General features: G+C 62.0%; 25 protein-coding genes. 8 read left to right on the top strand and 17 right to left on the bottom strand.

Translation table 11 applies throughout. The features are described 5' to 3' along the window. Positions 1-42: 42 nt before the first annotated feature. The gene (recG, locus tag NO934_RS17280) at positions 43-2,148 is read left to right on the top strand and encodes an ATP-dependent DNA helicase RecG (protein WP_309161225.1); all 2,106 of its coding nucleotides are present in this window, start codon (positions 43-45) and stop codon (positions 2,146-2,148) included. Positions 2,149-2,409: 261 nt separating this feature from the next. Beyond that, a complete protein-coding gene (gene mazG, locus NO934_RS17275; protein ID WP_309161224.1) occupies positions 2,410-3,228 on the top strand; it encodes a nucleoside triphosphate pyrophosphohydrolase in 819 nt (272 codons plus the stop codon). Positions 3,229-3,269: 41 nt separating this feature from the next. On the opposite strand, the gene hflX is transcribed toward mazG, so the two are convergent. From hflX to dusB, 9 genes are all read right to left on the bottom strand, one after another. Beyond that, positions 3,270-4,619, bottom strand: a complete 1,350-nt coding sequence (hflX, locus tag NO934_RS17270) for a GTPase HflX (protein ID WP_309161223.1) — start codon at positions 4,617-4,619, stop codon at positions 3,270-3,272. Beyond that, positions 4,616-4,861: an RNA chaperone Hfq gene (hfq, locus tag NO934_RS17265; protein ID WP_309161222.1), complete on the bottom strand. Its 246-nt coding sequence runs from the start codon at positions 4,859-4,861 to the stop codon at positions 4,616-4,618. The genes hflX and hfq overlap by 4 nt, the downstream gene beginning before the upstream one ends. A gap of 216 nt (positions 4,862-5,077) precedes the next feature. Beyond that, the gene (locus NO934_RS17260) at positions 5,078-6,511 is read right to left on the bottom strand and encodes a potassium transporter TrkG (RefSeq protein ID WP_309161221.1); all 1,434 of its coding nucleotides are present in this window, start codon (positions 6,509-6,511) and stop codon (positions 5,078-5,080) included. Between the two features lie 18 nt (positions 6,512-6,529). Then, positions 6,530-7,906, bottom strand: coding sequence for a Trk system potassium transporter TrkA (gene trkA, locus NO934_RS17255; protein ID WP_309161220.1), 1,377 nt, complete (start codon positions 7,904-7,906; stop codon positions 6,530-6,532). Beyond that, positions 7,907-9,283, bottom strand: coding sequence for a sigma-54 dependent transcriptional regulator (locus NO934_RS17250; RefSeq protein WP_309161219.1), 1,377 nt, complete (start codon positions 9,281-9,283; stop codon positions 7,907-7,909). Next, on the bottom strand, positions 9,284-11,593 hold the full coding sequence (locus tag NO934_RS17245) for a PAS domain-containing sensor histidine kinase (RefSeq protein ID WP_309161218.1): 2,310 nt from the start codon (positions 11,591-11,593) through the stop codon (positions 9,284-9,286). It abuts the gene before it with no gap. 378 nt (positions 11,594-11,971) lie between these two features. Then, positions 11,972-13,420, bottom strand: coding sequence for a nitrogen regulation protein NR(I) (gene ntrC / locus NO934_RS17240; RefSeq protein ID WP_309161217.1), 1,449 nt, complete (start codon positions 13,418-13,420; stop codon positions 11,972-11,974). A 4-nt stretch (positions 13,421-13,424) separates the two neighbouring features. Continuing rightward, positions 13,425-14,540, bottom strand: a complete 1,116-nt coding sequence (locus tag NO934_RS17235; protein ID WP_309161216.1) for an ATP-binding protein — start codon at positions 14,538-14,540, stop codon at positions 13,425-13,427. Continuing rightward, complete coding sequence (gene dusB / locus NO934_RS17230) at positions 14,537-15,514, bottom strand: tRNA dihydrouridine synthase DusB (RefSeq protein ID WP_309163753.1); 978 nt, start codon at positions 15,512-15,514, stop codon at positions 14,537-14,539. The genes NO934_RS17235 and dusB overlap by 4 nt, the downstream gene beginning before the upstream one ends. Before the next feature lie 210 nt (positions 15,515-15,724). Between dusB and NO934_RS17225 the strand changes: the two genes are divergently transcribed. Next, positions 15,725-16,915, top strand: a complete 1,191-nt coding sequence (locus NO934_RS17225; RefSeq protein WP_309161215.1) for a bifunctional 2-C-methyl-D-erythritol 4-phosphate cytidylyltransferase/2-C-methyl-D-erythritol 2,4-cyclodiphosphate synthase — start codon at positions 15,725-15,727, stop codon at positions 16,913-16,915. Beyond that, a complete protein-coding gene (locus NO934_RS17220) occupies positions 16,915-17,400 on the top strand; it encodes a CinA family protein (RefSeq protein WP_309161214.1) in 486 nt (161 codons plus the stop codon). Before NO934_RS17225 ends, NO934_RS17220 begins: the two co-directional genes overlap by 1 nt. Here NO934_RS17220 and NO934_RS17215 read toward each other — a convergent pair. Beyond that, complete coding sequence (locus NO934_RS17215; protein WP_309161213.1) at positions 17,397-17,807, bottom strand: MAPEG family protein; 411 nt, start codon at positions 17,805-17,807, stop codon at positions 17,397-17,399. The genes NO934_RS17220 and NO934_RS17215 overlap by 4 nt on opposite strands. Before the next feature lie 140 nt (positions 17,808-17,947). On the opposite strand from NO934_RS17215, the gene NO934_RS17210 reads away from it, so the two are divergent. The 4 genes from NO934_RS17210 to NO934_RS17195 are packed head-to-tail and all read left to right on the top strand — an operon-like array spanning position 17,948 to position 19,382. After that, positions 17,948-18,271: a metalloregulator ArsR/SmtB family transcription factor gene (locus tag NO934_RS17210; protein ID WP_309161212.1), complete on the top strand. Its 324-nt coding sequence runs from the start codon at positions 17,948-17,950 to the stop codon at positions 18,269-18,271. Next, complete coding sequence (locus NO934_RS17205) at positions 18,268-18,696, top strand: SRPBCC domain-containing protein (protein ID WP_309161211.1); 429 nt, start codon at positions 18,268-18,270, stop codon at positions 18,694-18,696. Before NO934_RS17210 ends, NO934_RS17205 begins: the two co-directional genes overlap by 4 nt. A 54-nt stretch (positions 18,697-18,750) precedes the next feature. After that, positions 18,751-18,969 (top strand): hypothetical protein, encoded by a 219-nt coding sequence (locus NO934_RS17200; RefSeq protein ID WP_309161210.1) that lies wholly within the window; start codon positions 18,751-18,753, stop codon positions 18,967-18,969. 17 nt (positions 18,970-18,986) lie between these two features. Then, positions 18,987-19,382, top strand: a complete 396-nt coding sequence (locus NO934_RS17195; protein ID WP_309161209.1) for a DUF1801 domain-containing protein — start codon at positions 18,987-18,989, stop codon at positions 19,380-19,382. Here the strand turns inward: NO934_RS17195 and NO934_RS17190 are convergent. The 7 genes from NO934_RS17190 to NO934_RS17160 all read right to left on the bottom strand — a co-directional run bounded on the left by NO934_RS17190 (position 19,379) and on the right by NO934_RS17160 (position 26,189). Further along, positions 19,379-19,828 (bottom strand): type II toxin-antitoxin system RatA family toxin, encoded by a 450-nt coding sequence (locus tag NO934_RS17190; RefSeq protein WP_309161208.1) that lies wholly within the window; start codon positions 19,826-19,828, stop codon positions 19,379-19,381. The two genes, NO934_RS17195 and NO934_RS17190, sit on opposite strands and share 4 nt — an antisense overlap. Beyond that, positions 19,828-20,787, bottom strand: coding sequence for a lipoyl synthase (gene lipA, locus NO934_RS17185; RefSeq protein WP_309161207.1), 960 nt, complete (start codon positions 20,785-20,787; stop codon positions 19,828-19,830). The genes NO934_RS17190 and lipA overlap by 1 nt, the downstream gene beginning before the upstream one ends. Before the next feature lie 117 nt (positions 20,788-20,904). After that, positions 20,905-21,156 carry a GlsB/YeaQ/YmgE family stress response membrane protein gene (locus tag NO934_RS17180; protein ID WP_309161206.1) on the bottom strand — a complete coding sequence of 84 codons (252 nt, stop codon included), beginning with the start codon at positions 21,154-21,156 and terminating at the stop codon, positions 20,905-20,907. Between the two features lie 139 nt (positions 21,157-21,295). Next, on the bottom strand, positions 21,296-22,735 hold the full coding sequence (lpdA, locus tag NO934_RS17175; RefSeq protein ID WP_309161205.1) for a dihydrolipoyl dehydrogenase: 1,440 nt from the start codon (positions 22,733-22,735) through the stop codon (positions 21,296-21,298). Between the two features lie 23 nt (positions 22,736-22,758). Next, on the bottom strand, positions 22,759-23,400 hold the full coding sequence (locus tag NO934_RS17170) for an SGNH/GDSL hydrolase family protein (protein WP_309161204.1): 642 nt from the start codon (positions 23,398-23,400) through the stop codon (positions 22,759-22,761). A gap of 11 nt (positions 23,401-23,411) precedes the next feature. Further along, a complete protein-coding gene (locus NO934_RS17165; protein WP_309161203.1) occupies positions 23,412-24,770 on the bottom strand; it encodes a pyruvate dehydrogenase complex dihydrolipoamide acetyltransferase in 1,359 nt (452 codons plus the stop codon). 12 nt (positions 24,771-24,782) lie between these two features. Next, a complete protein-coding gene (locus NO934_RS17160; protein ID WP_309161202.1) occupies positions 24,783-26,189 on the bottom strand; it encodes a pyruvate dehydrogenase complex E1 component subunit beta in 1,407 nt (468 codons plus the stop codon). Positions 26,190-26,203: the final 14 nt, after the last annotated feature.

Below are 26,203 nucleotides of genomic sequence, written 5' to 3'. Positions count from 1 at the left end.
ATTTAGTGTTCTATTTCCGTTCATATACGTCGGAATCGAGTCGTGCCGCGCCCTGACCTTCTCAATCCGCTGTTCAAATCGCTCAAATCGATGAAAGGCGTTGGTCCGCAGCTTGGCGCCCTTTTCGCGAAATTCTTCGGCGCGCCCGAAGGACAGGATGCCGTGGTGCTCGACGTGCTCATGCACATGCCTTCAGGTGTCATCGACCGGCGGGCGCAGAACGGGGTGGCCTACGCGCCAGTGGGATCGATCGCAACGCTCAAGCTCCACATCGACGAACACATCGTGCCGCCGCGCAATAGCCGGGCTCCGCTCAGGATACGCGCACATGACGAGACCGGGGATATCACCCTAAGCTTTTTCGGCGCCAAGGGTGGGTGGGTCGAGCGGCAATTGCCGATCGGAGAAGAGCGGTACGTTTCGGGGGAGATCGGGTTTTTCGGACGCGAAAAGCAGATGACCCATCCCGATTATATCGTGGCACCCGACGAGATTTCCAAGCTGCCGATGGTGGAGCCGGTCTATCCGCTGACCCAGGGGCTTTCGTCCAAGGCGCTGCGCAAGGTGATCGCCTCTGCGCTCGAGCTGGTGCCGATCATTCCGGAGTGGATCGGCAAGGATCGGCGCACGATCATGAACTGGCCGGGTTTCTCCGAAGCGCTCAAGCATATCCATGCGCCGCAGCGGCCAACCGAGGGTGATATCGTTTCGCCCTCGCGCATGCGGCTGGCCTATGACGAATACCTTGCCGGTCAGCTCGCGTTGAGCCTGATCCGGCAATCGATGACGAAGTCCTCGGGCATTGCGCGCAAGGTGACGGGCGAGATCACCGGCAGGATCGAGACCGCCCTGCCCTTTGCGCTTACCGATGGGCAAAGGGTGGCGATATCCGATATCCGCGAGGACCTGGAGCGGCCGACGCGAATGTCGCGGCTGCTGCAGGGGGATGTGGGCTCGGGCAAGACGGTGGTGGCGCTGATGGCCATGGGCATGGTGGCCGAGGATGGCGGACAATCGGCGCTGATGGCGCCGACCGAACTGCTGGCCAATCAGCATTTCAAGACGCTCAAGCCGCTGGCCGAGGCTGCGGGACTGGGCATCGTGCTGATGACCGGCAAAATGAGCGCCGCCGAGCGGCGGGCCGCGCTTGCCGGGCTGGCGGACGGATCGATCACCATTGCGGTGGGAACGCATGCCCTGTTCCAAAGCGGAGTGGAGTTCGCGAATCTCGGGCTCACGGTTGTGGACGAGCAGCACCGCTTCGGTGTGCATCAACGGTTGGCGCTGTCAGAAAAAGGCACCAAGACCGACCTGCTGGTGATGACGGCAACCCCCATACCGCGCACGCTCGTCCTCACGCATTTCGGAGACATGGATGTTTCGGTGCTGCGTGAGAAGCCGGCGGGGCGGCAGCCGATCGATACGGCGACCCTGCCGATCTCGGAATATGACCGGGTGGTATCTCGCCTGGCGGCGCGGCTCGAGGAGGGTGCGCAGGCCTATTGGGTGTGCCCACTGGTCGAGGAAAGCGAAGTGCTGGACGTCGTGGCGGCGGAAGATCGGTTCGCCGAACTCAGGAAGATTTTCGGCAATCGCGTGGAGATGGTCCACGGGCGGATGAGCGCTGCCGACAAGCAGGCGGCGATGGCGCGTTTCCAGGCGGGCGAGGCGCAGATCCTGGTGGCGACGACGGTAATCGAAGTGGGCGTCGATGTGCCCAACGCGACGATCATCATAATCGAGCACGCCGAGCGGTTCGGACTGGCGCAGCTTCATCAATTGCGCGGACGCGTGGGACGCGGATCGGCAAGGTCGGCATGCCTGCTGCTCTATTCGGAACCCTTGAGCGAGACGGCACAACAGCGGCTGGAGACAATCCGCAAAACCGATGACGGGTTCGAGATCGCCGAGAAGGATCTGGAGCTGCGCGGCCAGGGCGATCTGCTCGGGACGCGGCAATCGGGGATGCCAGGATATCGGATCGCGGTGCCGGACGTGCACCGGCACCTGCTGGAGATGGCCCACGAGGATGCCCGAGCGGCGCTCGAGCGCAACCCGGGATTGAAGGGGCCAGAGGGCGAAGCTTTGCGGGCGTTGCTTTATCTGTTCCGCAAGGATCTGGCGATCCCGCTGATCAAGGCGGGGTGACAGCGGTGTTCGTCTTCGAAGCCCTGAGGGGAATGGAAGCGCTGCGCCCCCTCTTCCGACCGCTTCGCGGCCACCTTCTCCCTCAAGGGGAGAAGGGAAGCCTGTTGCAGCGTTTGGGACTGAGTTCCCAGTAGAGCGGCCTCAGTATGCAACACTCCACCGCTCGGCAGGGACGACCCGGGTTCGTGTTGCAGGACTGGTCGTAGGAGGTCTCCGCCAGCTAGGATGGGTTAATCGAATCCCTTGCCGAAGGTCCTCCTCATGCAGCCCTCCCGTGATATTTCCCGACTGATCGAGATCATGGCGCGCCTGCGCGACAGGGAGAATGGCTGTCCGTGGGATATCGAACAGGATTTCAAATCAATCCGGCACTACACGATCGAGGAGGCCTATGAGGTGGCCGATGCGATCGAGCGGGAGGATTACGAGGATCTGCGGGACGAGTTGGGCGATCTACTGTTGCAGCCGGTCTATCACGCCCAGATGGCGAGCGAGGAAGGGCTGTTCGACATCGGAGACGTGATCTACGCGGTGACCGAGAAGCTGATCCGGCGGCATCCGCATGTGTTCGGGGACGATGAGGCGGGGTCGGCAGCTTCGAGCGAGAGGCGCTGGGAAACGATCAAGGCGGCCGAGCGGGCGAAAAAGGCTGAGCGGCGGGGCGGAGAAAAGCCGCCGTCGCTCCTCGACGACGTGCCGGTGGGGCTGCCGGCGCTGACACGGGCGGCGAAACTGGCCAAGCGGGCGGCGCGGGTTGGGTTCGATTTTTCCGAAGTTAGTTGGGCCATCGAGAAGGTGCGCGAGGAAATCGGCGAAGTCGAGGAGACCCTTGCCGGAGAAGACGAGACGGCCAAGATCGAAGAGATGGGAGACCTGCTCTTTGCCGTCGCAACGCTTTCACGTCGCGTTGGCATCGATCCGGAGGCCGCGCTGCGTGATGCGAATGCGAAATTCGTAAGGCGATTCGAGCACCTCGAAGCCCGTGCGCGGGAAGATGGCATCGACATCGCCGAAGCCGGACTGGAGCGGCTGGACGGGTATTGGAATGAGGTTCGGGCGGCGGATAAGGCGGGGAAGTAACCGGGTCTCGGCGCGCTTGAACAAACAGGGGCGGCTAAGCTTTACGCCCCATCCAGCCCGGTGATGCGGCCGGCGAATTTTTCCAGAAACTCGGCCCGGTGCCGGGGGAGTACGCGAACGGTGTAGCGAGTGCCCTGGTCGTCGGGGTCGTCGCGAGCGATCACTTCGGCGTTGGCGTAGAGCCAGCCGGTTTCGGCGCCGGCTTCGTGGGGGACGAGGACGGAAAACAGGCGCGCGTCCTGGGACAGGGCTTTTTCGACGGCGGCGAGGAGATCATCGAGCCCCTGCCCCGTCACCGCTGACACCGGAACCGTTGCGGCGACCTTGCCGGCCGGCGTGATGCCGGAGAGGCCGTCGGGCTGCGCGGGAAGACTGTCGATCTTGTTCCAGACCTCGATGAACGGGGTTGTTTCGCCGGTGACGCCGAGATCGGCGAGAACCGAGAGCACGTCGGCGGCCTGGGCAGGATGATCGGCGTTGGAAACATCGCGGACGTGGAGAACCACTTCGGCCTGCGTCACCTCTTCGAGCGTGCCGCGGAAGGCGGCGATGAGATCGGTCGGCAGGTCGGAGATGAAACCGACGGTATCGGAGAGGATAATGTCGCGGCCATGGGGAAGCGTGGCGCGGCGAACGGTGGTGTCGAGCGTTGCGAACAGCATGTTTTCGGCCATGACACCTGACCCGGTGATGGCATTGAAAAGGCTAGACTTGCCCGCATTGGTATAGCCGACAAGAGCCACCACGGGAAACGGTACGGCGGCGCGGGGGCCGCGCTGGAGCTGGCGGGTGCGGCGTACTTTTTCCAGGCGCCGTTCGAGCACCAGGATGCGGTCCTGGATCTGGCGACGGTCGGATTCGATCTGAGTTTCGCCCGGCCCACCGAGAAAACCGCCGCCGCCGCGCTGGCGTTCGAGGTGGGTCCAGGAGCGGACCAGACGGCCCTTCTGGTAATTGAGATGAGCGAGTTCGACCTGCAGCACACCTTCGCGGGTGGCGGCGCGCTCACCGAAGATCTCAAGGATCAGCGCCGTGCGGTCGAGAACCTTGACACCGATCTCGCGTTCTAGATTGCGCTGCTGAATGGGCGAAAGCGGAGCGTCGACCACCAGCAGGTCGAGCTTGAGTTCCCTGGCCCGCTCGGCCAGTTCGGCAACCTGGCCGCCGCCGAGATAGGTGGCAGGCTTGATCTCGCGCACCCTGAAAATCTCAGTGAAGACGAGATCGAGCGCGATCGCCGCGGCAAGTCCGATGAATTCGGCATGCCGCGCATCGGCGCTGCGCGCGTAACGGACGGATCTGACGTCGGGGGTGACAAGGCCAGTGCGCGTGGGGACTTCGCGGAGATCCACGAAGCCCTTGCCATCTTCTTCTTCGGGGGTATCAGTCAATCAGTCTGGTTCTCTGGGTCGAAGAGCTGGATGAGAGCGCCGGGCATGATGGTCGAAATGGCGTGTTTGTAGACAAGCTGGCTCTGGGCGTCGCGGCGCAGCAGCAGACAGAAATTGTCGAACCAGGTGATCACGCCCTGCAATTTGACGCCGTTGACGAGAAAGATCGTCACCGGAACCTTGTTCTTGCGGACGTGGTTGAGAAAGGAATCCTGAAGGTTCTGCACCTTTTCACTGGGCATTGCTCGGCCTCTTGTTTGCGTCGGGCACAAGGCACCAGGTCAGACGCCCCGACCGTCCTTATTGATTGACAACAGCTTTGGGTGCCGCCTTGCCCGTTCGACGCATTCTCGTGTCAACCGCGAGACTATGGCATATCTCCCGGAGCGAGCCTAGAGCGTTTTGATGAAAATCGAGGACGGCGAAGAGGCGTCGAAACAATGGGTTAGACGCGCTTGCTACCAGCGGTTGCCCGTGATTGCCGCCAAAAGCACTAGGATTTCGATGCGGGCGACAAGGGCCAGCGCGGACAGGGTCAGCAGCGTTCCGTCCGAAACCACGCCTTCGGAAAGGCCGGGAATGGCGGAGGCGGCAAGGTTGCCCACCTGGGAAAACGCGCCGACCGCCAGAGCCATGGCGGCAGGCAAGCCATGGCCTTGGGCGGCAAAGAGCAACATGCCGATGGTGACGGTCAGCACCGCAAGAAAGAAGGTGCTCCAAACGGCCTTGGCAATGACGCGCTGATTGGCATCGTACTGGACGTCATCGCGCAGCATGGCGCTGGGATAGACGAGCCGGTCGAGTTCGTTGCCGACATGCTTGAGCATGGTGGCCAGCCGGAAGGCCTTGATGCCGCCGGCGGTGGAATAGGAACAGCCGCCGACAAAGACGATGATGAGGATCACCTCGAAGGGAATCGAGACACCGAGGCGTTCGTCGTGGGTGATGCCGGTGGTGGTGGCGATCGAGACGATGTCGAAAATGTAGTTGAAGGCGCTTTCAAAGCCGGTGCGGCCCAGCGGCGGGGCGAGCACCGAGGCGATCACGGCCAGGACCAAAAGAACGGCGAGCGCGGTGAGATAGAGCATGGCTTCGGCGTGCTCGCGCGAGCCCTTGCCGAGGCGGGACAGCAGGAGACGGTGCCAGACGATGGAGGTGGCGCCAACGACCATGAAAACCATCATTATCAGTTCGGCGAAACGATTGCCGAGAACGGTCCCGCCCGGCTCGGCGGGGATGAAGCCATTGGTTGCGAGCATGCTCATGGCCGTGATGATGGCGGTGTCCGCGGGGATCCGGACGATGACGAGCAGGACGGCACAGGCAATGGTGAGGGTGAGATAGGGCAGCGCTATGGATCGCAGGGTGACGAGGATGCGTGGGTCGTTCTCGGTGCGCGAGTGCTGGATGTGGCGCAGATTGGCGTTGGGCGTGCCGCCCACCTGATAGGCGCCGAGGACGTAGGCGGCGAGGGTCAGGGTGGTGAAGCCGCCGATCCAGCCCAGGGTCCCGCGATAAAACGCCATGGAAGGGGAGATGTCGGATAGCGGGCGCAGTGTGGTGCCCAGCGTGGTGACGGCCGACGTGGCCTCGAAGACAGCACGGATGAGCGAATGGCCTTCGACGAGCAGGAAGGCGGGGGTGGCGGCGGTAACCAGACTCAGCCAGACGGTAATGGCGGCGGTGAAGACCCCTGCCCGGTTGAGCGTGCGCAAGCGCGAATTCAGGGCCAGGATGGTAGCGGCGGAGAGAAAGCCATAGGAGACGATGACGAGGAAGAAGGCTTCGAAGGCACGCCAATTGCCCTCGACCAGCGAGACGAACAGCGGCAGGAGCATCGAGAGCGCGAACAACCCGAAGACGCCGGCGGACAGGACTCCGATGGTCGGCACTGCCGGTCCTCCCTGGGGTTAGAAGAAGTCGATGCTGACCCGGAACATCTGCTCGACCTGGCGCAGGCTTGCGGCGAGGGCAAAGACGATCACGAAATCGCCTGCTCGGATGATCGTATCGCCGGTGGGCATGATCGATTCGCTGCCTCGCACGATGGCGCCGATACGGATGCCGGCGGGCAGCTTGAACTCCCGCAGGGGCTTGCCGACCAGAGTCGAGGTTTCGAGCGCTTCGGCCTCGATGATCTCGGCCGCGCCGTTGGCGAGCGTATACACCCCCCGGATGCGACCGCGCCGGACGTGGCGCAGGACTTTGGAGACCGTAATGGCGCGGGGGCTGATGAAAGCATCGACATCAAGGCGCTTGGCGATGCGCGGATAGTGCTCCTGGTTCACGAGGGCAATGTTGGCGCGGCATCCCATTTCGCTGGCAATGACCGATGAGAGGATGTTGGTCTTGTCGTCGTTGGTCAGCCCCAAGAACATATGGGCGTCGCGGACGTCGACCTCGCGCATGATGTCGGCGGACATAGCATCGCCGAAAACGACGATGGCGTGGTTCATGGCCTCGGCGGCGCGCTGGGCGTTATCGCGATTACTCTCGATGATGCGGATGGAGATCGAGGGATCGGTCTCTTCGATGCGGCGGGCGACGTAGCGCCCGATATTGCCGGCACCGGCGATGACCACGCGGCTGGGTGGCGCTTCGTCGCGGCCGAAGAGCCCAAGCACGCGCTGCACCTGGTCGCGCGAGACGGCGACAATGGCCTGGTCGCCGGTGATCATCTGCTCATGGGAGTGGATCACCCGCATCTGGCCTTCGCGGCGCACGGCCATCACAGTGGCGTTGAGGTTGGGGAAAAGGTCGGTCAGATGCCGCAGGGGCGTGTCGATCACCGAACAGTCCTCGGTGACGTCGACCTCCATCACCATGACCTGCCCGTCCTCGAAGGTGATGATCTCGTTGGCGCCGGGATAGGCCATGCGCTGGAGGATGAGTTCGCCCACTTCGACTTCGGGGGAAATGATCACGTCGATCGGCAGGTGATCGCGTGAGAACATGTTGCTCCACTCAGGGTCGAGATAGCTCTGGGAGCGGATGCGGGCGATGCGGGTGGGCACCTCGAAAATCGAATGAGCCACCTGGCAGGCGGTCATATTGACCTCGTCGACCTGGGTGACGGCGACCAGCATATCGGCATCGCGCGCGCCGGCTTGGGCTAGGACGTCGGGGTGGGAACCGTGGCCGTGCAGGCCGCGGGCGTCGAGGGTGTCACGGACGCGTTGCACAAGGGCCGGATTGTTGTCGATGACCGTGACTTCATTGCCCTCGGCAGACAAGCGCTCGGCGATACCATAGCCGACCTGGCCGGCGCCGCAGATGATGACACGCATCTAAAGCCCCAGCGACTTGATCTTGCGGTGAAGCGCGCTGCGCTCCATGCCGACGAATTCGGCGGTCTTCGAGATATTGCCGCCGAAGCGCTCGATCTGGGCAATGAGGTATTGCCTCTCGAACACCTCGCGGGCTTCGCGCAGGGGCAGGCTCATCAGATGGGCCGAAGAATCCGTGTCCCCGATGGTGGGCAGGACCTCGGAGATGTCCGAGGGCAGCATGGCGGCGGTGATGATGCCGTCGAGGGGCTGCTGGTCGCGCACCAGGATCAGCAGCCGCTCGATGGCATTGCGGAGCTGGCGGGCATTGCCGGGCCAGTCCTGCCCCTGCAGCACGGCGATGGCGTCGTCGCCGAACAGGAACCGCGGCAGGTTATGCATGCGCGAGAGCTGGGCGACGAAGAGCGTGACGAGCGCCGGGATATCTTCACGCCGCTCCCGCAGCGAGGTTAATTGCAGCGGCACGACTGACAGGCGGTGGAAGAGGTCCGAGCGGAACTTGCCCTCTTCGATCAACGCAGCCACGTTTTGCGAACTCGATGAAACAATGCGGACATCGACTGGAACCGGGCCGTGGCCGTCGACACGGGTAAATTTGTTTTCGACCAGGGCGCGCAAAAGCGCGGTCTGGGATTCGAGAGGGAGCGCTGCAACTTCCGAAAGATAGAGAGTGCCCCCATGAGCACGTTCGAGGGCGCCCACTTCCGTGCGCAGCCCGTTCTTGTCGCGGACTTCACGACCAAACAGCACGACGGGAATCTCGTCGGGGGCGTAGAGCGAGGCGTTTATCTCGATGAAGGGACCAGTCGCGCGGGGGCTCTTGAAGTGCAAAAGACGCGCGCAAAGGCCCTTGCCGGTCCCTGCCCCGCCGGAAATGAAAACGCGCGAGCGCGTGCCGGCTGATTTTTCGATCAGCGAGCGGACCTGCGAGATGGCACTAGAGACACCGACCAGCTCGGATTCGTCGCCGGTGCGTTCCTTGAGATCGGCAACTTCTGTCTTGAGCTTGCTCGCCTCTATGGCGCGCTGGGTGATGAGCAGCAGGCGATCTATCTTGAAGGGCTTTTCGATATAGTCGTAAGCGCCCCGGCGGATGGCCGACACGGCGGTTTCGACATTGCCGTGGCCCGAGATCATCACCACGGGAAGATCGGGATGATCGGCCTGCAGCACATCGAGAAGCTGCAGTCCATCGAGCCGCGAGCCCTGCATCCAGATATCGAGGAACACGAGATTGGGCCGACGCCGTGCGATCGCCTCGAGGGCACTGTCGGCATCGGAGGCCTGACGCGGCTCGTAGCCTTCGTCCTCCAGAATGCCGGCGATCAGTTCCCGGATATCTTGTTCGTCATCGACAATTAGAATGTCACGAGCCATCTACTTTATCGCCATCGCGGATACGCGCGATGTCTCCTCTCGGGTCGTTTTTTGGTCGGCAGGAGCCTGTTCGGTCGGCTCGGCGGGCTGTCTTCCACTTTCATGCAACGGCAATGTGAAGGCGAAGCACGCGCCGACCCGTCCATTGGAATCAGGCTGGGCGTCGCGCAGGTCGATGCGGCCGCCATGCTGTTCGATGATTTTAGCGACGATGGCAAGTCCGAGCCCCGTACCCCTTTCACGGGTGGTCATATAAGGCTCGAGCAACCGGTGCCGATTTTCCTCCGGCCATCCTTTGCCGTTGTCGCTGACTGAAATCACCGCCTCCTCGCCTTCCAAGACTACGGACACGATGACTTCGGGATCGGCAATCGTATCAAGCCCAACCGATTCAATGGCCTCGACCGCGTTCTTGATCAAATTGGTAAGCGCCTGGGAGACCAGCCGCGTATCGAAATAGGCATAGACCGTCTCCTCGGGCAGATCGGCCTTGATGTTGATCTCGGGCTGGCGAACGCTTTCGAGGAACACTGCCTGCCGAATGGTGTCGGAAAGGTCGGCGCGAATAATTGCCGCCGACGGCATTCGGGCGAAGGAGGAGAACTCGTCCACCATCCGGCCGATATCGCCCACCTGCCGCACGATGGTGGATATGCATTTGTCGAACACGTCGAAATCGTCGACGAGCTTGTTGGCATAGCGGCGGCGCAGACGCTCGGCAGAAAGCTGGATGGGGGTGAGCGGGTTCTTGATCTCGTGAGCGATGCGGCGGGCGACGTCGGCCCAGGCGCTGTTGCGCTGAGCGGCCACCAACTCGGTGATGTCGTCCAGCGTGACGACATAGCCCTTGGACTCCGTGATCGTGCCTTCGCGGGTGAGGCGCACCTGATAGGTGCGGCGATCGAAGCCCGAGGAAAGCTGAACCTGGTCCTGCACCCTGCCCCGACGCGCCGACTGGGCGCGCTCGACGGTGGGCGCCAGTTCGGGCGCGACCTGGGCGAGTTCCTGGTTCATCAGATCGAGTTCGCTCTGGCCGAGCGCAGCGCAGGCGCGGGAATTGACGAGCGTGATGCGGCCGAAGGCATCGAGGCCAATAATGCCGGCCGACACGCCTTCCACCACAGCTTCGGTGAACTGGCGGCGCTGATCGTTGGTGCGGCTGGCGGCGACTAGCGCGGATCGCTGGTTGCGCAATTGTGCCGTCATCTTGTTGAAGCGCACCGCGAGATCATGAAGGTCGCCGCCCCGATCGGGCACGGGGAGCCGAACGTCGAGATCGCCGCGCGAGACACGATTGGAGGCGATCATGAGATTGCGGATGGGATCGATCAGGCCATTGGCAAGAGCGATGCCGATCCAGAGCGCGGCCAGCAGGAATACGAAGGCGACGCCCAGATACATGAGCGCATAGGTAATCTGGAAAACAACTCGGTTGGAATCGTAGAGCCGGTAAGCGGTGATGTTCTCATCGACCAGCCGCACATATTCGAGCACCTGAGGATCGACGGCGCGGGCTACATAGAGATAGACGTTGTCATACCCGCGCAATTGGACCACAGCGCCGATGAGCGAGAAGCCGGAGCCCGGAGCGATAAGGGTCGGAGCGCCAAATCCCGCGGCATCGAGGACGGCTTGGGGCGCGCGGGGAATCTGGGCCTGAACATTGAGCTGCGCCCGCATCAGCGTTTCGCCCGAACTATTGACCAAGGCCGTATAGGGCATTGTCCGAGTTGTTCCGGCCGCAGTCAGAATCCTTTGAAACCGATCAGGATCGGTAAGGTATGTATCGCGGCTGACCTCGAGCTGCTCGGCAATCCAGATCACGTCATCGCGGAGCACCTGGGAATGCTCGACGAGATACGCCCTGGCCACCAAGCGGGAGTTATCGACCATCGACCGCATGCGTTCGGAGAACCATTGGTCGAGCCCCTGATTGAGGGACAGCATGGCGACCACGGCCACGATGAAAGCCGGACCGGCGGCAACAATCGCGAACATCGCGACGATGCGGACCTGCAGCCGCGCGCCTTCCTGCTTGCGGATGCGGGACTGCACCAGCATCACGAGCTCGGTCAGAACCAGAGCCACGACCAGGGTGACAAGAACGGCGTTGGTGATCCAAATCCAGGTCCACACATCAGGGCCCGGCTCGATATCGGTCGTCCCGCTCATGATGAGGAACGAGCTCGAGGCCACGACCACGGCGAGAAGCACGACAACGAACCCCACAGCCCGCAGCAGGCGGTTATCGTGGAAAAGCGGCGCCGTGTTCTTGGATTTGGGCCGCGAAAGCGGTTGGTCGCCTGACAATGAATCGGTTCCAGACACAAGGCGGGGCGACGAGCCGAGGTTTGTCGCTGAACCTGCCCTATCGACCATGGGCACCGCCTCTCCCGCCCTCAAAGGGGCCGGAGCGTACAATCCTGCTGCAACGCTTTTTGGTTGGCATTGAAATGCTTTCCGCCTGCGCAGGCGCTAAGTGGCCGTCCGGCCACGAGTCTGGCCCAACTCAGCCCTTGGTTCAAGACCGTTGTTGCCAAAATGTGACACTGTTCGATGCGACCCGAAGCGAGGGCCGACCGAAGGCCGGAAATGCGTCCCCAGGGCACATTCGCGCGGACTTAAGCATTTTCGACGGCGGCATCAAGGCAACACAGCGGGATGCTCCCTGGAACCGCGGTCAGAAAGCTACCCCAACTGCCGAGAATGCTTAACGATCTCAATGCCATGGCCGCGAATCTTCTTGCGCAGCGTGTTGCGGTTGAGCCCCAGGAGTTCGGCGGCCTTGATCTGGTTGCCGGCGCAAAGATTGAGCACCGTCGAGATCAGGGGCACTTCGACCTTGTCGAGAACGCGTTGATAAACCCCAGCCGGAGGCAGGTTCGGCTCATATTCACGGAAAAGCTGGGCCAGCTCGGTTTCGATCACGGTTGCGATATCGGCGGGGCCGGACTTGGCGGTGAAATTGGCGCGGTCGGTGAGGTTGAGCTCGTTCTGGACGATTTCGAGCGAAATCACCTCATCGGCATAGAGCGCGGCAAGGCGACGGACCAGGTTCTCGAGCTCGCGCACGTTTCCGGGCCAGTGATATTGCTGCATGAGCTTGAGGGCGTCGGAGGCGAGCACCTTGGGCACCTCGCCCTCGCGCTGCGCCGCCTTCAGGAAACTCGCGGCGAGATCGGGCACGTCGTCGATGCGTTCGCGCAGGGGCGGCAGACGAATGGGAACGACGTTGAGACGGTAATAAAGATCCTCGCGGAATAGTCCCTGGCGGATCAACTGGCTCAAATCGCGGTGGGTGGCGGCGACGATCCGCACGTCGGTCTTGATCGGGGTGCGACCGCCAACCATGGTGTATTCACCCTCCTGGAGAACACGCAGCAGTCGGGTCTGGGCATCCATGGGCATGTCGCCGATCTCGTCGAGGAACAGCGTGCCGCCCTCGGCCTGTTCGAACCGGCCCGAGGAGCGGGCCGTTGCGCCGGTGAACGCGCCCTTTTCATGGCCGAACAGTTCGGCCTCGATCAGGTCGCGAGGGATGGCGGCCATGTTGATGGCGACGAACGGGCCGTTCTTGCGCTTGCCGAAATTGTGCAGCGCCTTGGCGACCAGCTCCTTGCCCGTGCCGCTCTCGCCGGTGATCATGACCGTGAGATCGGTCTGCATCAGGCGAGCCAACGCGCGGTAGATGTCCTGCATGGCCGCCGAACGCCCCACCAGCGGCATGTTCTCGCCCTCGTCGGGCTTGCGGTCGGCAGCGGCCGGGCGGCGGGCATCGGCCAGGGCCCGCCCGACGACCGCAAGCACCTCGGTGATATCGAAGGGCTTGGGCAGGTATTCGTAGGCGCCCATTTCCGACGCGCGGATGGCGGTCATGAAGGTGTTCTGGGCGCTCATCACCACGATCGGCAACTCGGGGCGGAGCTTTTTGATCTTGGGCATGACGTCGAACGCGTTGCCATCGGGCATGGAGACGTCGGTGATGAGCAGATCACCCTCCCCGCGCGTCACCCAGTTCCACATGGTCGAGATATTGCCCGTGGGGCGCACTTCATAGCCGGCGCGAGAGAGCGCCTGGTTGAGCACCATGCGGATGGCCGCGTCGTCGTCGGCGAGAAGGATGGTTTGTCCGGCCATGTGGTCAGTCCTGGTGTTCGGAAGGCTTGGCGTCGGCGCCCTTGGCGACCGGCAGAAGGATACGAAAACGGGTGCGGCCCGGCTTGCTGTCGCAATCGATGACGCCGCCATGGTCGCCCACGATCTTGGCGACGAGGGCAAGCCCCAGGCCGGAGCCCGAGAGCTTGGTGGTGACGAACGGGTCGAAGAGGAACGGCAGGATATCGGCGGGGACGCCGGGCCCGTTATCCTCGATGATGATCTCGAGCGGGAGGGAAATACGCTGGGCAACTCCGGTGACCGCGATGCGGATGCCAGGGCGGAAAGCCGTCATAATCTTGATTTCTGGTTTAGACGTCCGATCAAGGGCTTCGGCGGCATTCTTTATGAGGTTGAGGAAGACCTGGATGAGCTGATCGCGATCGCCGAGAACGGGCGGGAGGCTCGGGTCGTAGTCTTCCGAGAACGCGATGCCCTTGGCGACGCCATTGGCCGCGAGCAGTTTGACGCGTTCGAGAACCACGTGGATGTTGATCGGCATGCGCTCCACCGGGCGCTCGTCGCCGAACACCTCCATCCTGTCGACGAGATCGACGATCCTGTCGGTTTCGTCGCGGATCAGGCGGGCGAGCACGCGGTCGTCGCCGGTGGCGGATTGTTCGAGGAGCTGAGACGCGCCGCGGATGCCCGAGAGCGGGTTCTTGATCTCATGGGCCAGCATGGCGGCAAGGCCGGTAACCGAACGCGCCGCGCCGCGCGAGACGAGCTGGCGGTCGATCTTGTCGGCCATCGTGCGCTCCTGGAAGATGAGCGTCACGAAGCCGGGCATTTCGGGAATCGGGCTGGCATAGACGTCGGCGATGCGATCCTCGGCGACGCGTGAGGTGCCGACCTGAACGCGATATTCAATCATCGGCGCAAGGCGCGTGGCGACGCTCTCGATGAGGCTGAGGATGGGCGATCCGAAGGCGATGAAATCGGATAGCTTCTGGCGTGTCAGGATGGACGAGGACGCGTGGAAGAAAGCTTCGGCGGCGTAGTTGGCAAAGATGATGGCGCCATCCTCGGCGCAGACCAGGACGGGCTGGGGCAGCGATTGCAGAATAGAGGTGTGCAGGTCGATTTCGATCGCGGCGTTCATGCGGCCCGGCTCCAGGCGCAATCGAAAATATCTGGGAGAAGCGAGAGCACGGCGCGCGGGTCTTCCTCGGTCATTGCGGGGCGGCGGGACTTGCTGGAGGTGTTGCCGATGGCGTCGAGATACCAGCCGATATGTTTGCGGGCAACGCGGACACCCAGCTCGGTCCCGTATTCGGAGAGCATTTCTTCATAGTGGGCGGCAACCAGATCGATGAGGTCCGCGCCTTCGGGGGCAGCGGGACCGGACCGGCCGGCGAGATGGGCACCCACCTGTCCTACCACCCACGGCCGGCCCTGGGCGCCGCGGCCGATCATCACGGCATGGGCGCCCGATTGGGCAAGCGCGGCATCGGCCTCGACCGGGCCTAAGATATCGCCATTGACGACGACGGGGATGGAAACCGCATCGACCACCGGGCGGACGAGGTGCCAGCGGGCGATGTCCTTATAGAATTGCTGGCGGGTGCGGCCGTGAACGGTGATCAGCCTCACGCCGGCGGCCTCGGCCCTGCGGGCGATGTCGGGCGCGTTGAGGTTTTCATCATCCCAGCCCAGACGCATCTTGACGGTGACGGGCAGGCTCGTGGCCTCGACAACGGCTTCAATCAAAGAGATGGCAATATCAGGAACGCGCATGAGGGCGGAGCCGGCGAAGCCGTTGGTGACGCGCTTGGCGGGGCAACCGAAATTGAGATCGATCACATCGGCGCCAGCATCCTCGGCTATCTTTGCCCCGCGCACCAGCCACTCCGCCTCGCAGCCGGCGAGCTGGACCACATGCGGCAGGCCGCCAGACGGAGCGAGCTTGCGCACCATTTCCTTCTGGCCGGTGGCGAGGGCTGCACTGGCGATCATTTCCGATACGACCAAGCCGGCTCCGAAGCGAGCGGCGAGGTCGCGCATGGGCCTATCGGTGATCCCCGCCATGGGTGCGAGGAAGGCTCGATTTCGGACAGGTAGATCACCAATGCTTATTTCGCGGGCATCCAGTGCCAATCTTCTGCCTCAAAACTATACAACGTGGCGATTTTGGTGACAGATTAGTCAAAAACCGCGCCGTTTCAATGCCCTGTTCTGGATCGTTTTGCTAAAGACAGCCCTGCTGTCCTTGTTTCCGCCAGCGGGGAAGTTTAATTGCGGGATAGGATTTGCCCCGGGCCTATGGCCAAGGATGGTCAAAGTTTAATGACACAGTCTCGAACAATTGTCGCGCTCGTGGTTGCCGCCGGACGTGGTGAGCGTGCCGGTGGCGATGGCACGCCCAAGCAATACCGTCCCATAGCCGGTGTTCCGCTGCTCAGCCGCACGCTTTCAGCGCTTCTGGCCGCTCCGCAGATCGATCGGGTGATCCCTGTGATCGGCGCGGATCAAGGGGATTTGTTCGCGGGGCTCGGACTCTCCGACCCGCGGCTCAGTGCGCCGGTTCCGGGCGGTGAGACGCGGCAAGTTTCAGTGCTCAAGGGGCTCGAAGCGCTGGCCGGCGATCCGCCCGATATCGTCCTGATCCATGACGGGGCGCGGCCGTTCATAGATTCGACACTGATCGACAACGTGATCGCGGCGCTCGATGGCGCAGATGGCGCGCTGCCGGTAACGCTGGTGACCGACACCATCAAACGCTCGACGGATGGAAAAACGGTGGGCGGAACCGAGGACCGGACGCAGCTTTTTGCCGCACAGACGCCGCAGGGCTTTCACTTCGCACCGATCTACGATGCTCATCGGCGTGCAATTGCAATGAGCGACGGGTTCACCGACGACGCCGCCATTGCAGAATGGGCCGGCCTGTCGGTCGCCCTCGCCCAGGGCGATTCACGCAACATCAAAGTTACGCTGCCGGGCGACTTCGAACGGGCCGAGCGGATCGTCGGGAAGGAAAACACCATGGAAACGCGGGTGGGATCAGGTTTTGACGTGCATGCCTTCACCGAGGGCGATGCAGTGATCCTGGGCAATATCGCGATACCGCATTCGGCCAAGCTCAAGGGCCATTCGGATGCGGACGTGGTGCTGCATGCCCTCTCGGACGCGCTCTACGGTGCATTGGCGGATGGAGACATAGGCAAGCATTTCCCGCCCAGCGAGAGTGAATGGAAGGACGCCGATTCGGCGATCTTTCTCGAACACGCTGTATCGCTGGTCCGGCAGCGGGGCGGACGCGTGGTGCATCTCGACGTCACGATCATTTGCGAGCGGCCCAAGATCGGGCCGCATGTGGAGGCAATGCGCGAGCGAATCGCGCAGATCGCCAACATTTCGCCCAGCCGGGTGGCGGTGAAGGCAACCACTTCGGAGCGACTGGGTTTTACTGGCCGTGAAGAAGGCATAGCCGCCCAGGCTATCGCTACCATCGAAATTCCGCAGGATCACTCCTAATGCTCGATTCCGAAACCCTGGCGCTGGCCAAAAAGGTCAACGATCGGCTCATTGTGGCCGACCATATGATGGTCACCGCCGAAAGCTGCACCGGCGGACTGATCGCCGCTTCGCTCACCACGGTCGCCGGGTCCTCGCGCATGCTCTATGGGGGGTTCGTAACCTACGATAACCGCGCCAAGACCGATATGATCGAGGTGCCGGCGGACCTTATCTCCGAGCACGGCGCCGTGTCCGAACCGGTCGCGCGCGCCATGGCCGAAGGTGCGCTGCGCAAGGCCGGCGTCGATCTTGCGGTTTCGGTTACCGGCATCGCTGGTCCTGGCGGCGGCTCGGAGGAAAAGCCCATCGGGCTTGTCCACTTTGCCGTGGCGACCAAGGAGTGCACGCTGCACCGAAAGGAAGAGTTCGGCGATCAGGGACGAGATATCGTGCGCCAACTTTCCGTGCGGGTCGCGCTGGAAATGGTGCTGGATTCCTATTAGGCGATCCAAAGAAACACTATTCTACCGAGTGCCCCGAACAACAATATCGACGTCACCAGAACCTGAGCCAAAAAGCCGGGATAACGTTTTTCGGGCGCTGCGAGATAACCGATAAAATAAGCGATCCGCGCCAGAATCCAGAGGGCACCCAAGACGGCAGCCCAGGTTACGCTCCAATATATGGCGAACAGCCACATGGCGGGGAGAAACACCAAAGTCCATTCAATGGTGTTCATGTGACCGCGAACCGCGCGCTCGAGGCGAGGATCACCCGACATTGCAGGGGCTAGGATACCGGTCTTCGCGTGCGTTCTCGCCACGGTCAGCGCCATGCCAAAGAGCGTAATGCCTACCAGCAGCGTTACGGTGGCAACCGGATAATAAACGTCCATATCGATATCCTCCACGTCGGCTCATTGCTTCTGAGTCGGGCGAAGGATAACGGCCATTCCCTCCCAAGCAATATTGTCTTTTTTGCATCCTCTCGCTTGACTCACATATAGCTCGTCAGTTATTGGTCAAATCAATAGCTCACGAGTTATACATCATGGATCAGCCGCACGACATTCTGTTCCGCACGCTTGCCGATCCAACGCGACGGGCGATTTTTGAACGCTTGTGCCGCGATGGAGACACGACGGTCAGTGCGATCACCGCCATGGCCGGCATCTCACAGCCCGCCGTTTCCAAGCATCTTGGAATTTTGAAACGGGCCGGATTGGTTCGCGACCGTCAGCAAGGTCGCCAAACCCACTACAGTGCCGAATTTGCTGCCCTAAAGCCCCTGGTCGACTGGACGAAGGACATGACCAGCTTCTGGGAAAGTCGGTTCGACGATCTCGAGGATTTACTGAAAAGGATGGACCAATGACCCAGGCATCAACCGAAACGCTCTCCGTGGTGGTCGAGCGGGATATCCCCTACCCTCCCGAAAAGATCTGGCGAGCGCTAACCCAGCCACACCTGATCTCCGAATGGCTGATGAAGAACGATTTCAATGCCTCAGTGGGCCACAAGTTCAATCTGTCGGGGGATTGGGGCGGCGTGGACTGCGAAGTGCTAACCGTCGAGCCGCACAAGACGCTGTCCTATACGTGGGACTACAATCACGAAGATCCGACTTATGCCCTCAAAAGCGTGGTGACCTTTACGCTCACCCCTGCCGGCGACGGTACGCAATTGCGCATGGAACAGGTTGGCTTCCGTCCCGATCAGAAGCAGGCTTTCGGCGGCGCCAAGGTCGGGTGGCGGCAGAACCTCGAGAACCTCGAAAAAGTCGTCAGCCAATTGGATTGAGCACATGATCGAGCGGACAGAGTGTCCGCTCACCAAAGTATCGGGAGGTTTTCCTTGAGCAAATGGATTCGCCAGATTCACCGCTGGCTTTCGATCATCTTCACCATCGTCGTCGCGGCGATCTTCATCATGCTCGGAGTTGGCATGGAGCCGGCCGAATGGATCTATTACACTCCGCTGCCGCCGCTGTTCCTGCTGCTTGCCACGGGGCTCTATATGTTCGTGCTGCCGCATGCGGTAAGGTGGCGCGCCGGTCGTCAGGCCGGTGTTTGAGTGAGGGAGAAGAGAGGATGGCTCAAGACGCAGCGGAAGCCTCGCGGCTGATCGACGGCAGGATCAGCGATCTGGACGATTGGCGCGGCGAAAAACTTGCCAAGGTTCGGGCGCTCATCAAAGAGGTCGAGCCCGAGGTGGTGGAGGAATGGAAATGGCGCGGAGTTCCGGTGTGGTCGCATAACGGAATGCTGTTCACCGGCGAGAGCTACAAAAATTACATCAAGCTCACTTTCGCCAAAGGGGCTTCCCTTGACGATCCGACTGGTCTGTTCAATTCCAGCCTCGACGGCAATACCCGCCGGGCCATCGATATTTCCGAAGATGACGAGATCGACGAGGAAGCGCTGAAGGCACTGTTCCGTTCAGCCGTCGAACTCAACGGCGGCAAGGAAATTCGCCGGAAAGCCTAATCCTGCGCACCGCCATAACGGCGGTGCGCCTCAGCGACGAAGGCGTCGATGATTTCTTCCTGCTTGGCGGCAAAGGCCGGCTCGGCCACAGCGCGCAACAGGGGATTGGCAATCGCGAAGTCTATATCGAAGCGAATGGACGTGCCCTGCCCCGTCTCGGTGAAACGCCATATACTGTCGAGATGGGAAAACGGTCCGTCGACGGCGCGGGCGCGCAGGGTGCAGGCTTCCCTATCGACCTCGATGCGGCTTGTATAAGCCTGAGCGATCGGACCGAACTTGATGTGCATACGAGCATCGAAGCGCGTTTGCGGCGCGTCGACGCTGCGGCGTACGTCCATCCGCTCGCAATGAGGGATGAAATCGGGATAGGTGTCGACATCGGCCACGAGCGCAAGCATCTGCGCCGCCGAATGCGGGACGAAACGCTCGAAGGTCTTTTTCATCACGCCAGACCGAGCCTTGCCTGACGGGCCTTGCGCAGTTCGGCGAAATCCTCGCCAGCATGGTGTGAGGAGCGGGTGAGCGGGCTCGACGACACCAGCAGGAATCCCTTTGTCTTGGCGATGGTCGCGTAGGATTTGAACTCCTCGGGCGTCACGTATTTTTCCACCTTGTGGTGCTTGCGAGTGGGCTGCAGGTATTGGCCGATGGTGAGGAAATCGACATCGGCAATGCGCAAATCGTCCATCAACTGCAGCACTTCATTGCGGGTTTCGCCCAGCCCAACCATGATGCCGGACTTGGTGAACATCTGCGGATCGATCTCCTTGACCCGCTGCAACAGGCGGATGGAGTGGAAATAGCGCGCACCCGGACGGACCGTGAGATATTTTGACGGGACGGTCTCAAGATTGTGGTTGAAGACGTCGGGCTTGGCGGCGACGACAATTTCGAGCGCGCCTTCCTTGCGCAGGAAGTCGGGCGTGAGGATTTCGATCGTCGTACGCGGGTTGCGGGCCCGGATGGCGAGGATAACGTCGGCGAAGTGTTGCGCACCGCCATCAGCCAGGTCGTCGCGATCGACCGAGGTGATGACCACATGTTCAAGCCCGAGCTTTTCGACGGCCTTGGCGACGTTTTCTGGTTCGTTGGGATCGAGCGCGGTCGGCAGACCGGTGCGCACGTTGCAGAAGGCGCAGGCTCGGGTGCAGACCTCGCCCATGATCATCATGGTGGCGTGCTTCTTGCTCCAACACTCACCGATATTGGGGCAGCCGGCTTCCTCGCAGACGGTGACCAGACCATGCTTGCGGACGATTTCCTGGGTTTCGCGGTAGACCGGCGAACCGGGCGCCTTGACCCGGATCCATTCGGGCTTGCGCAGCATCTCGGTATCGGGCCGCTTTGCCTTTTCCGGATGGCGGGCGGCCTGACGTGCCGCCGTGTCGAGAAGCGTTACCATATCTGCCCCTGGGTCATCTCATAGCTTCATCAAAGCTAAGGAAACGACGCTGTGTTCTTGTTCTATCGCCCCTATGGAGCGTGCCGGCCGCGCCGAAAGGGCGCGGCCGCATGAGAGTTACGTTCGTCCGCGGATCATACGGCCGATCCAGATGAGGATGCAGGCGCCAATGACGCCGGCGATCAAATTGCCGATCCAGCCGGCAAAATTGATGCCGAAGATCGCAAGGATGGCATTGGCGACGATGGCGCCGACAATACCGAGAATGATGTTCATCAAAAGATTTTGGTCAGAACCCATAATCTTTTCGGCAATCCATCCGGCAATGCCGCCAATGATGATTGCGCCTATCCAACCTACACCTTCCATACTGGCTCTCCAATCGGGTTATGGACGATGGGTCAATGCATTCGACTTGCGTTTGGATGCATCGACCTGATGTCGGGTTTTCCTCCTCCGACATCAAGACCATAGCACGGAGCGGTGAGTCTGGGCGATCCGTGCCTTTTTAGATGTTCAGCGCCTGACCATAGGCGTCCAACACGCTTTCCTTCATGGTTTCCGAAAGGGTGGGATGCGGGAAGATGGTGTGCATCAACTCTTCCTCGGTGGTTTCCAGGTTCATGGCGACCACGAACCCCTGGATCAGTTCGGTGACTTCGGCGCCGATCATGTGGGCGCCCAGGAGTTCGCCTGTCTTCTTGTCGAAGATGGTTTTGACGAGGCCATCGGGCTCGCCCAGAGCAATGGCCTTGCCATTGCCCACGAAGGGGAAGCGGCCGACGCGGATGTCGCGGCCCAGTTCCTTGGCCTTGGCTTCGGTGAGGCCGACGCTGGCGACCTGGGGCTCGCAATAGGTGCAGCCGGGGATTTTCGATTTATCGAGGCCGTGGACAGTCTTGCCGGCGATGGTTTCGACGGCAATGACGGCCTCGTGCTCGGCCTTGTGGGCCAGCATGGGGGGGCCGGCGACATCGCCGATGGCCCAAATGCCTTCCACATTGGTGCGGCCGTGATCGTCGGCTACAATGACACCGCGATCGATCTTCACGCCCGCTTTCTCAAGGCCGAGATTTTCGGAATTGGCCTGTACACCGACGGCCGAGATCAGGACGTCGGCCTTGATCTCCTTCTTGTCGCCGCTCTTGAGTTCGACATGGGCGGTGATGCCGTCCTTGGTCTTGTCCACCTTGCCGACCTTGGCATCGGTCAGGATCTGGATGCCGCGCTTTTCGAAGCGCTTGCGAGCAAGGCCGGCGATCTCGGCGTCTTCGACCGGCATGATCTGCGGCAGCAGTTCGATGACGGTGACCTCGGCGCCCAGCGAGCGATAGAAGGAGGCGAATTCGATGCCGATGGCGCCCGAGCCCATGACGGCCACCGATTTTGGCATCCTGGCGGGCTTCAGCGCCTCGAAATAGGTCCAGATCTTCTCCCCATCCGGCTCGATGCCGGGCAGGACGCGCGGACGGGCGCCGGTGGCGACGATGATGTTCCTGGCCTTGTACGTGCCCTCGCCCAGTGTCGTCTTGGGCTTGGGGTGCTGGGGTTCGACAGGCTTCTTTTTCGTTGCCGCGACGGTGACTTCACCGGGCTTGGTGATGGTGGCTTCGCCCCAAATGATATCGATCTTGTTCTTTTTCATCAGGAACTGCACGCCATCGTTCATGCGGCCCGCGATGCCGCGCGAGCGCTTGACGATGGCGTCGAGATCGAAATCGAACTGATCGGCTTTGAGGCCATAATCCTTCGCGTGAGACATGTGGCCATAGATTTCGGCCGAGCGTAGAAGCGCCTTGGTGGGGATGCAGCCCCAGTTCGAGCAGATGCCGGCCATGTGCTCGCGCTCGACGATGGCCGCCTTGAGACCGAGCTGCGAGGCACGGATGGCCGCGATGTAGCCGCCGGGACCGGCACCGATCACGATGATATCGTATTGATCCGCCATGGCTTTCCTCTTGTTGTTCCGGGCTAGAGCCCGAGCATGTCTTTAACGATCGGCGCGAGAGCATCGCCGATGGCGCGGGTGTTGGGGGCGTCGAGATGAACGCCGTCGGCCGGCGAGGCCTTGGAGACGGTCGCCGCGTCGAAGAAGCGGCAGCCCGTTTCCTCGGCAACGCGTCGGTAATGGGTGGCAAGCTGCCGGCTTTCGGCGATCATCTGGCCGAAATTGGGATCCAGCGCAGGTGAGGTGGTTTCGATGCAGTGGGGCGGAGAAACCAGCACGACCTGGGGCGCCGGCATTGCTGCCCATGGGAACGTTCGAACGATCTCCACAAGGCGCCGCATGCCGCGGGCAGCGCTGAAGGCGCTGCCACAGATGTGGGATTTCATGTCATTGGTGCCCAGCATGACGACGACGGCATCGAGCGGCTCATGGCTCGCCAGGAGCGTCGGCAGGACGCGGGCGCCGTTGCGGTCGGACGGCGAGGCGAAGTCGTCGAACACCGTTGTTCGCCCGCCCAAGCCCTCGGCTATGACACGAGCCTTGCCGCCGAGGCCCGCTTCGAGCCGGGTCGGCCAGCGGTCCTCATAAGCATGGCGCCGGCCCTGGACGACGGGGTCGGTGCCGAAGGTGAGGCTGTCGCCGAAGGCGAGGATGGTCTTCATCATCCTCTCCTTGTTCAAGCCAGCATCATCACAGGTGTTTCGATCAGCTTCCTGAACGCCGCCAGCAGTTCGGCGCCTAGAGCGCCGTCGACCGAGCGGTGGTCGCAAGAGAGCGTGACGGTCATGAACTGGCCGGTCTTGACCTGGCCCTTTTCGGCGTAGACGCGCTCTTCACCGGCACCGACGGCGAGGATCGTGCCGTGGGGCGGGTTGATGACGGCGCCGAAGTGCTTGACGCCGTACATGCCGAGGTTGGAAACCGCGGTAGAACCGCCCTGGTATTCGTGCGGGGCCAGCTTCTTGTTGCGCGCGCGGGTGGCGAGATCCTTCACCTCGTCCGAGATCTGGCGCAGGGTCTTCTGGTCGCAGGACTTGACGACGGGCGTGAAGAGACCGCCGGGAACGGCGACGGCGACGGCGACATCGGAGCGGTGGTGGTAGAGGATGGCGTCGCCCGCCCAGGTGGCATTGGCCTGCGGCACCTGCTGGAGCGCGATGGCCCACGCCTTCATGATGAAGTCGTTGACCGAGAGCTTGTAAGCCGGCTTGCCGTCCTTGTCCTTGGGCGCCGCTGCGTTGATCTCTTCGCGGGCCTTCATCAGGTTGTCGATGCGGCAATCGATGGTGAGGTAAAAGTGCGGGACGGTCTGCTTGGATTCGGTCAGGCGCGCCGCGACGGTCTTGCGCATGCCATCGGCGGGCACGAGGTCGTAGGAGCCCTCCTCGTACATTGCGAGAACCTGGTTCTTGCCAAGTCCTGCGGCGAGCTGAGCCCCCTGCGCAGGTGCGGCGGAGGGTTTGGAGGGAACACCATCCTTTTTCGCCTTCTCGATATCGGCCTTGACGACGCGGCCTTTGGGACCGGAGCCCGAGATAGCGGAGAGATCGATGTTGGCTTCCTTGGCGAGACGACGAGCCAGTGGGGAGGCGAAGATGCGGTTGCCGTCGGTCTTGGGCGCCGGTAGCGGCTCAGGAGCGGGTTTGGCATCCGAGCTTGAAGACGGGGCCTTTGGCGTGTCCTCTGCTTTGGCTTCGGCTTTTTCGTCCGCTTGGCTGACCTTGGGCGCCTCTTCCGACTTCTCAACCTCGGTTTGGCCAGACGAGGTGTCGCCAATCGCATCGGCGCTTTCGCCCTCTTCGAGCAGCACAGCGATAACGGCGTTGACCTTGACGTTTTCCGAGCCCTCGGCAACCAGGATCTTGCCGATGGTGCCTTCGTCGACGGCTTCCACTTCCATGGTCGCCTTATCGGTTTCGATTTCGGCGATCACGTCACCGGAGGAGACGGTGTCGCCCTCCTTGACGTGCCATTTGGCGAGGGTCCCCTCCTCCATGGTGGGCGAGAGGGCGGGCATGGTGATGTTGATGGGCATCCGATGCCTCCCTTAGCTGCGGTAGGTGACGGCGTTGACGGCGGCGATCACCTCGTCGACGCTCGGGAGCGCCAGCTTTTCGAGGTTGGCGGCGTAAGGCATGGGAACGTCCTTGCCGGTGACGCGGGTCACGGGCGCATCCAGATAGTCGAAGGCACGCTCCATGAGGCGGGCTGAGATTTCCGAGCCGATGCCGCCCTGGGGCCAGCCCTCTTCGACGGTTACACAGCGGCCGGTCTTTTTGACGGACTCGATCACCGTATCGATATCGAGCGGGCGAAGCGTGCGCAGATCGATCAGTTCCACATCGACGCCGGCGGCGACCAGTTTTTCGGTGGCCTGGGTGGCGTAGCGCATGCCCATCGAGAACGAAACGATGGTCACGTCCTTACCCTCACGGGCGATACGTGCCTTGCCGATGGGGAGGACGAAATCGTCCATCTTGGGTACTTCGCCGGTCGAGCCGTAGAGGATCTCGTTTTCGAGAAAGACGACGGGGTTCGGCGAGCGAATGGCGGCCTTGAGCAGCCCCTTGGCGTCGGCCGCGGTATAGGGAGCGATGACCGTCAGGCCGGGGATGTGGCTGTACCAGGCCGAATAATCCTGGCTGTGCTGGGCGGCCACGCGGGCGGCGGCGCCGTTCGGGCCACGGAATACCATGGGCGCAGTCACCTGCCCGCCCGACATGTAGAGCTGCTTGGCAGCAGAGTTGATGATCTGGTCGATAGCCTGCATGGCGAAATTCCAGGTCATGAACTCGACAATCGGCTTGAGGCCCGCGAAAGCGGCACCGACGCCGAGGCCGGCAAAGCCGTGCTCGGTGATGGGCGTGTCGATCACGCGCTCCTTGCCGAATTCCTGCAGCAACCCCTGGGTGACCTTATAGGCCCCCTGGTACTCGGCGACTTCTTCACCCATGACGAAGACGTCCTTGTCGGCGCGCATTTCCTCGGCCATGGCATCGCGAAGCGCTTCGCGCACGGTCATGGTGACCATTTCGACATCGTCGGGAATGTCGGGATCATTCTGCGGCTTGAACTGAGGCGCGGCCGGCGCGTCGACGGCTTTGGTGGTCGGCTGGGACTTGTTCTCGACAGCGTCGGAATAGCCGGGTTTTTCGGATTCCTTGGGTTCGTCAGGGCCAATCTCGGGTTCGGGAACGGCGCTGGCGTCTTCGCCTTCGGCGACGAGCGCGGCGATCGGGGTGTTGACCTTCACACTTTCGGTGCCCTCGGCAACGAAGATCTTGGCGATGATCCCTTCATCGACAGCTTCCACCTCCATGGTGGCCTTATCGGTCTCGATTTCAGCCAGGACGTCGCCGGGCGCGACCTTGTCGCCTTCCTTGACGACCCATTTGGCGAGCTTGCCCTCTTCCATGGTGGGCGAGAGCGCGGGCATCAGAATATCGGTAGCCATATGTTTTCTCCTGG

Source organism: Pelagibacterium sp. H642, from assembly GCF_031202855.1.
Taxonomy (GTDB): Bacteria; Pseudomonadota; Alphaproteobacteria; order Rhizobiales; family Devosiaceae; genus Pelagibacterium.
Note: the sequence above shows the minus strand (reverse complement) of the source record. Positions and strands in the feature narration are given on the sequence as shown.

Excerpts from the sequence above, each read along its gene's own strand:
- mazG (WP_309161224.1), top strand. The coding sequence starts at position 2,410 with ATGCAGCCCTCCCGTGATATTTCCCGACTGATCGAGATCATGGCGCGC.
- hfq (WP_309161222.1), bottom strand. The coding sequence starts at position 4,861 with ATGCCCAGTGAAAAGGTGCAGAACCTTCAGGATTCCTTTCTCAACCAC.
- trkA (WP_309161220.1), bottom strand. The coding sequence starts at position 7,906 with ATGCGTGTCATCATCTGCGGCGCCGGCCAGGTCGGCTATGGTATCGCC.
- NO934_RS17250 (WP_309161219.1), bottom strand. The coding sequence starts at position 9,283 with ATGGCTCGTGACATTCTAATTGTCGATGACGAACAAGATATCCGGGAA.
- ntrC (WP_309161217.1), bottom strand. The coding sequence starts at position 13,420 with ATGGCCGGACAAACCATCCTTCTCGCCGACGACGACGCGGCCATCCGC.
- NO934_RS17235 (WP_309161216.1), bottom strand. The coding sequence starts at position 14,540 with ATGAACGCCGCGATCGAAATCGACCTGCACACCTCTATTCTGCAATCG.
- NO934_RS17225 (WP_309161215.1), top strand. The coding sequence starts at position 15,725 with ATGACACAGTCTCGAACAATTGTCGCGCTCGTGGTTGCCGCCGGACGT.
- NO934_RS17220 (WP_309161214.1), top strand. The coding sequence starts at position 16,915 with ATGCTCGATTCCGAAACCCTGGCGCTGGCCAAAAAGGTCAACGATCGG.
- NO934_RS17210 (WP_309161212.1), top strand. The coding sequence starts at position 17,948 with ATGGATCAGCCGCACGACATTCTGTTCCGCACGCTTGCCGATCCAACG.
- NO934_RS17205 (WP_309161211.1), top strand. The coding sequence starts at position 18,268 with ATGACCCAGGCATCAACCGAAACGCTCTCCGTGGTGGTCGAGCGGGAT.
- NO934_RS17195 (WP_309161209.1), top strand. The coding sequence starts at position 18,987 with ATGGCTCAAGACGCAGCGGAAGCCTCGCGGCTGATCGACGGCAGGATC.
- NO934_RS17190 (WP_309161208.1), bottom strand. The coding sequence starts at position 19,828 with ATGAAAAAGACCTTCGAGCGTTTCGTCCCGCATTCGGCGGCGCAGATG.
- lipA (WP_309161207.1), bottom strand. The coding sequence starts at position 20,787 with ATGGTAACGCTTCTCGACACGGCGGCACGTCAGGCCGCCCGCCATCCG.
- NO934_RS17180 (WP_309161206.1), bottom strand. The coding sequence starts at position 21,156 with ATGGAAGGTGTAGGTTGGATAGGCGCAATCATCATTGGCGGCATTGCC.
- lpdA (WP_309161205.1), bottom strand. The coding sequence starts at position 22,735 with ATGGCGGATCAATACGATATCATCGTGATCGGTGCCGGTCCCGGCGGC.
- NO934_RS17170 (WP_309161204.1), bottom strand. The coding sequence starts at position 23,400 with ATGATGAAGACCATCCTCGCCTTCGGCGACAGCCTCACCTTCGGCACC.
- NO934_RS17165 (WP_309161203.1), bottom strand. The coding sequence starts at position 24,770 with ATGCCCATCAACATCACCATGCCCGCCCTCTCGCCCACCATGGAGGAG.
- NO934_RS17160 (WP_309161202.1), bottom strand. The coding sequence starts at position 26,189 with ATGGCTACCGATATTCTGATGCCCGCGCTCTCGCCCACCATGGAAGAG.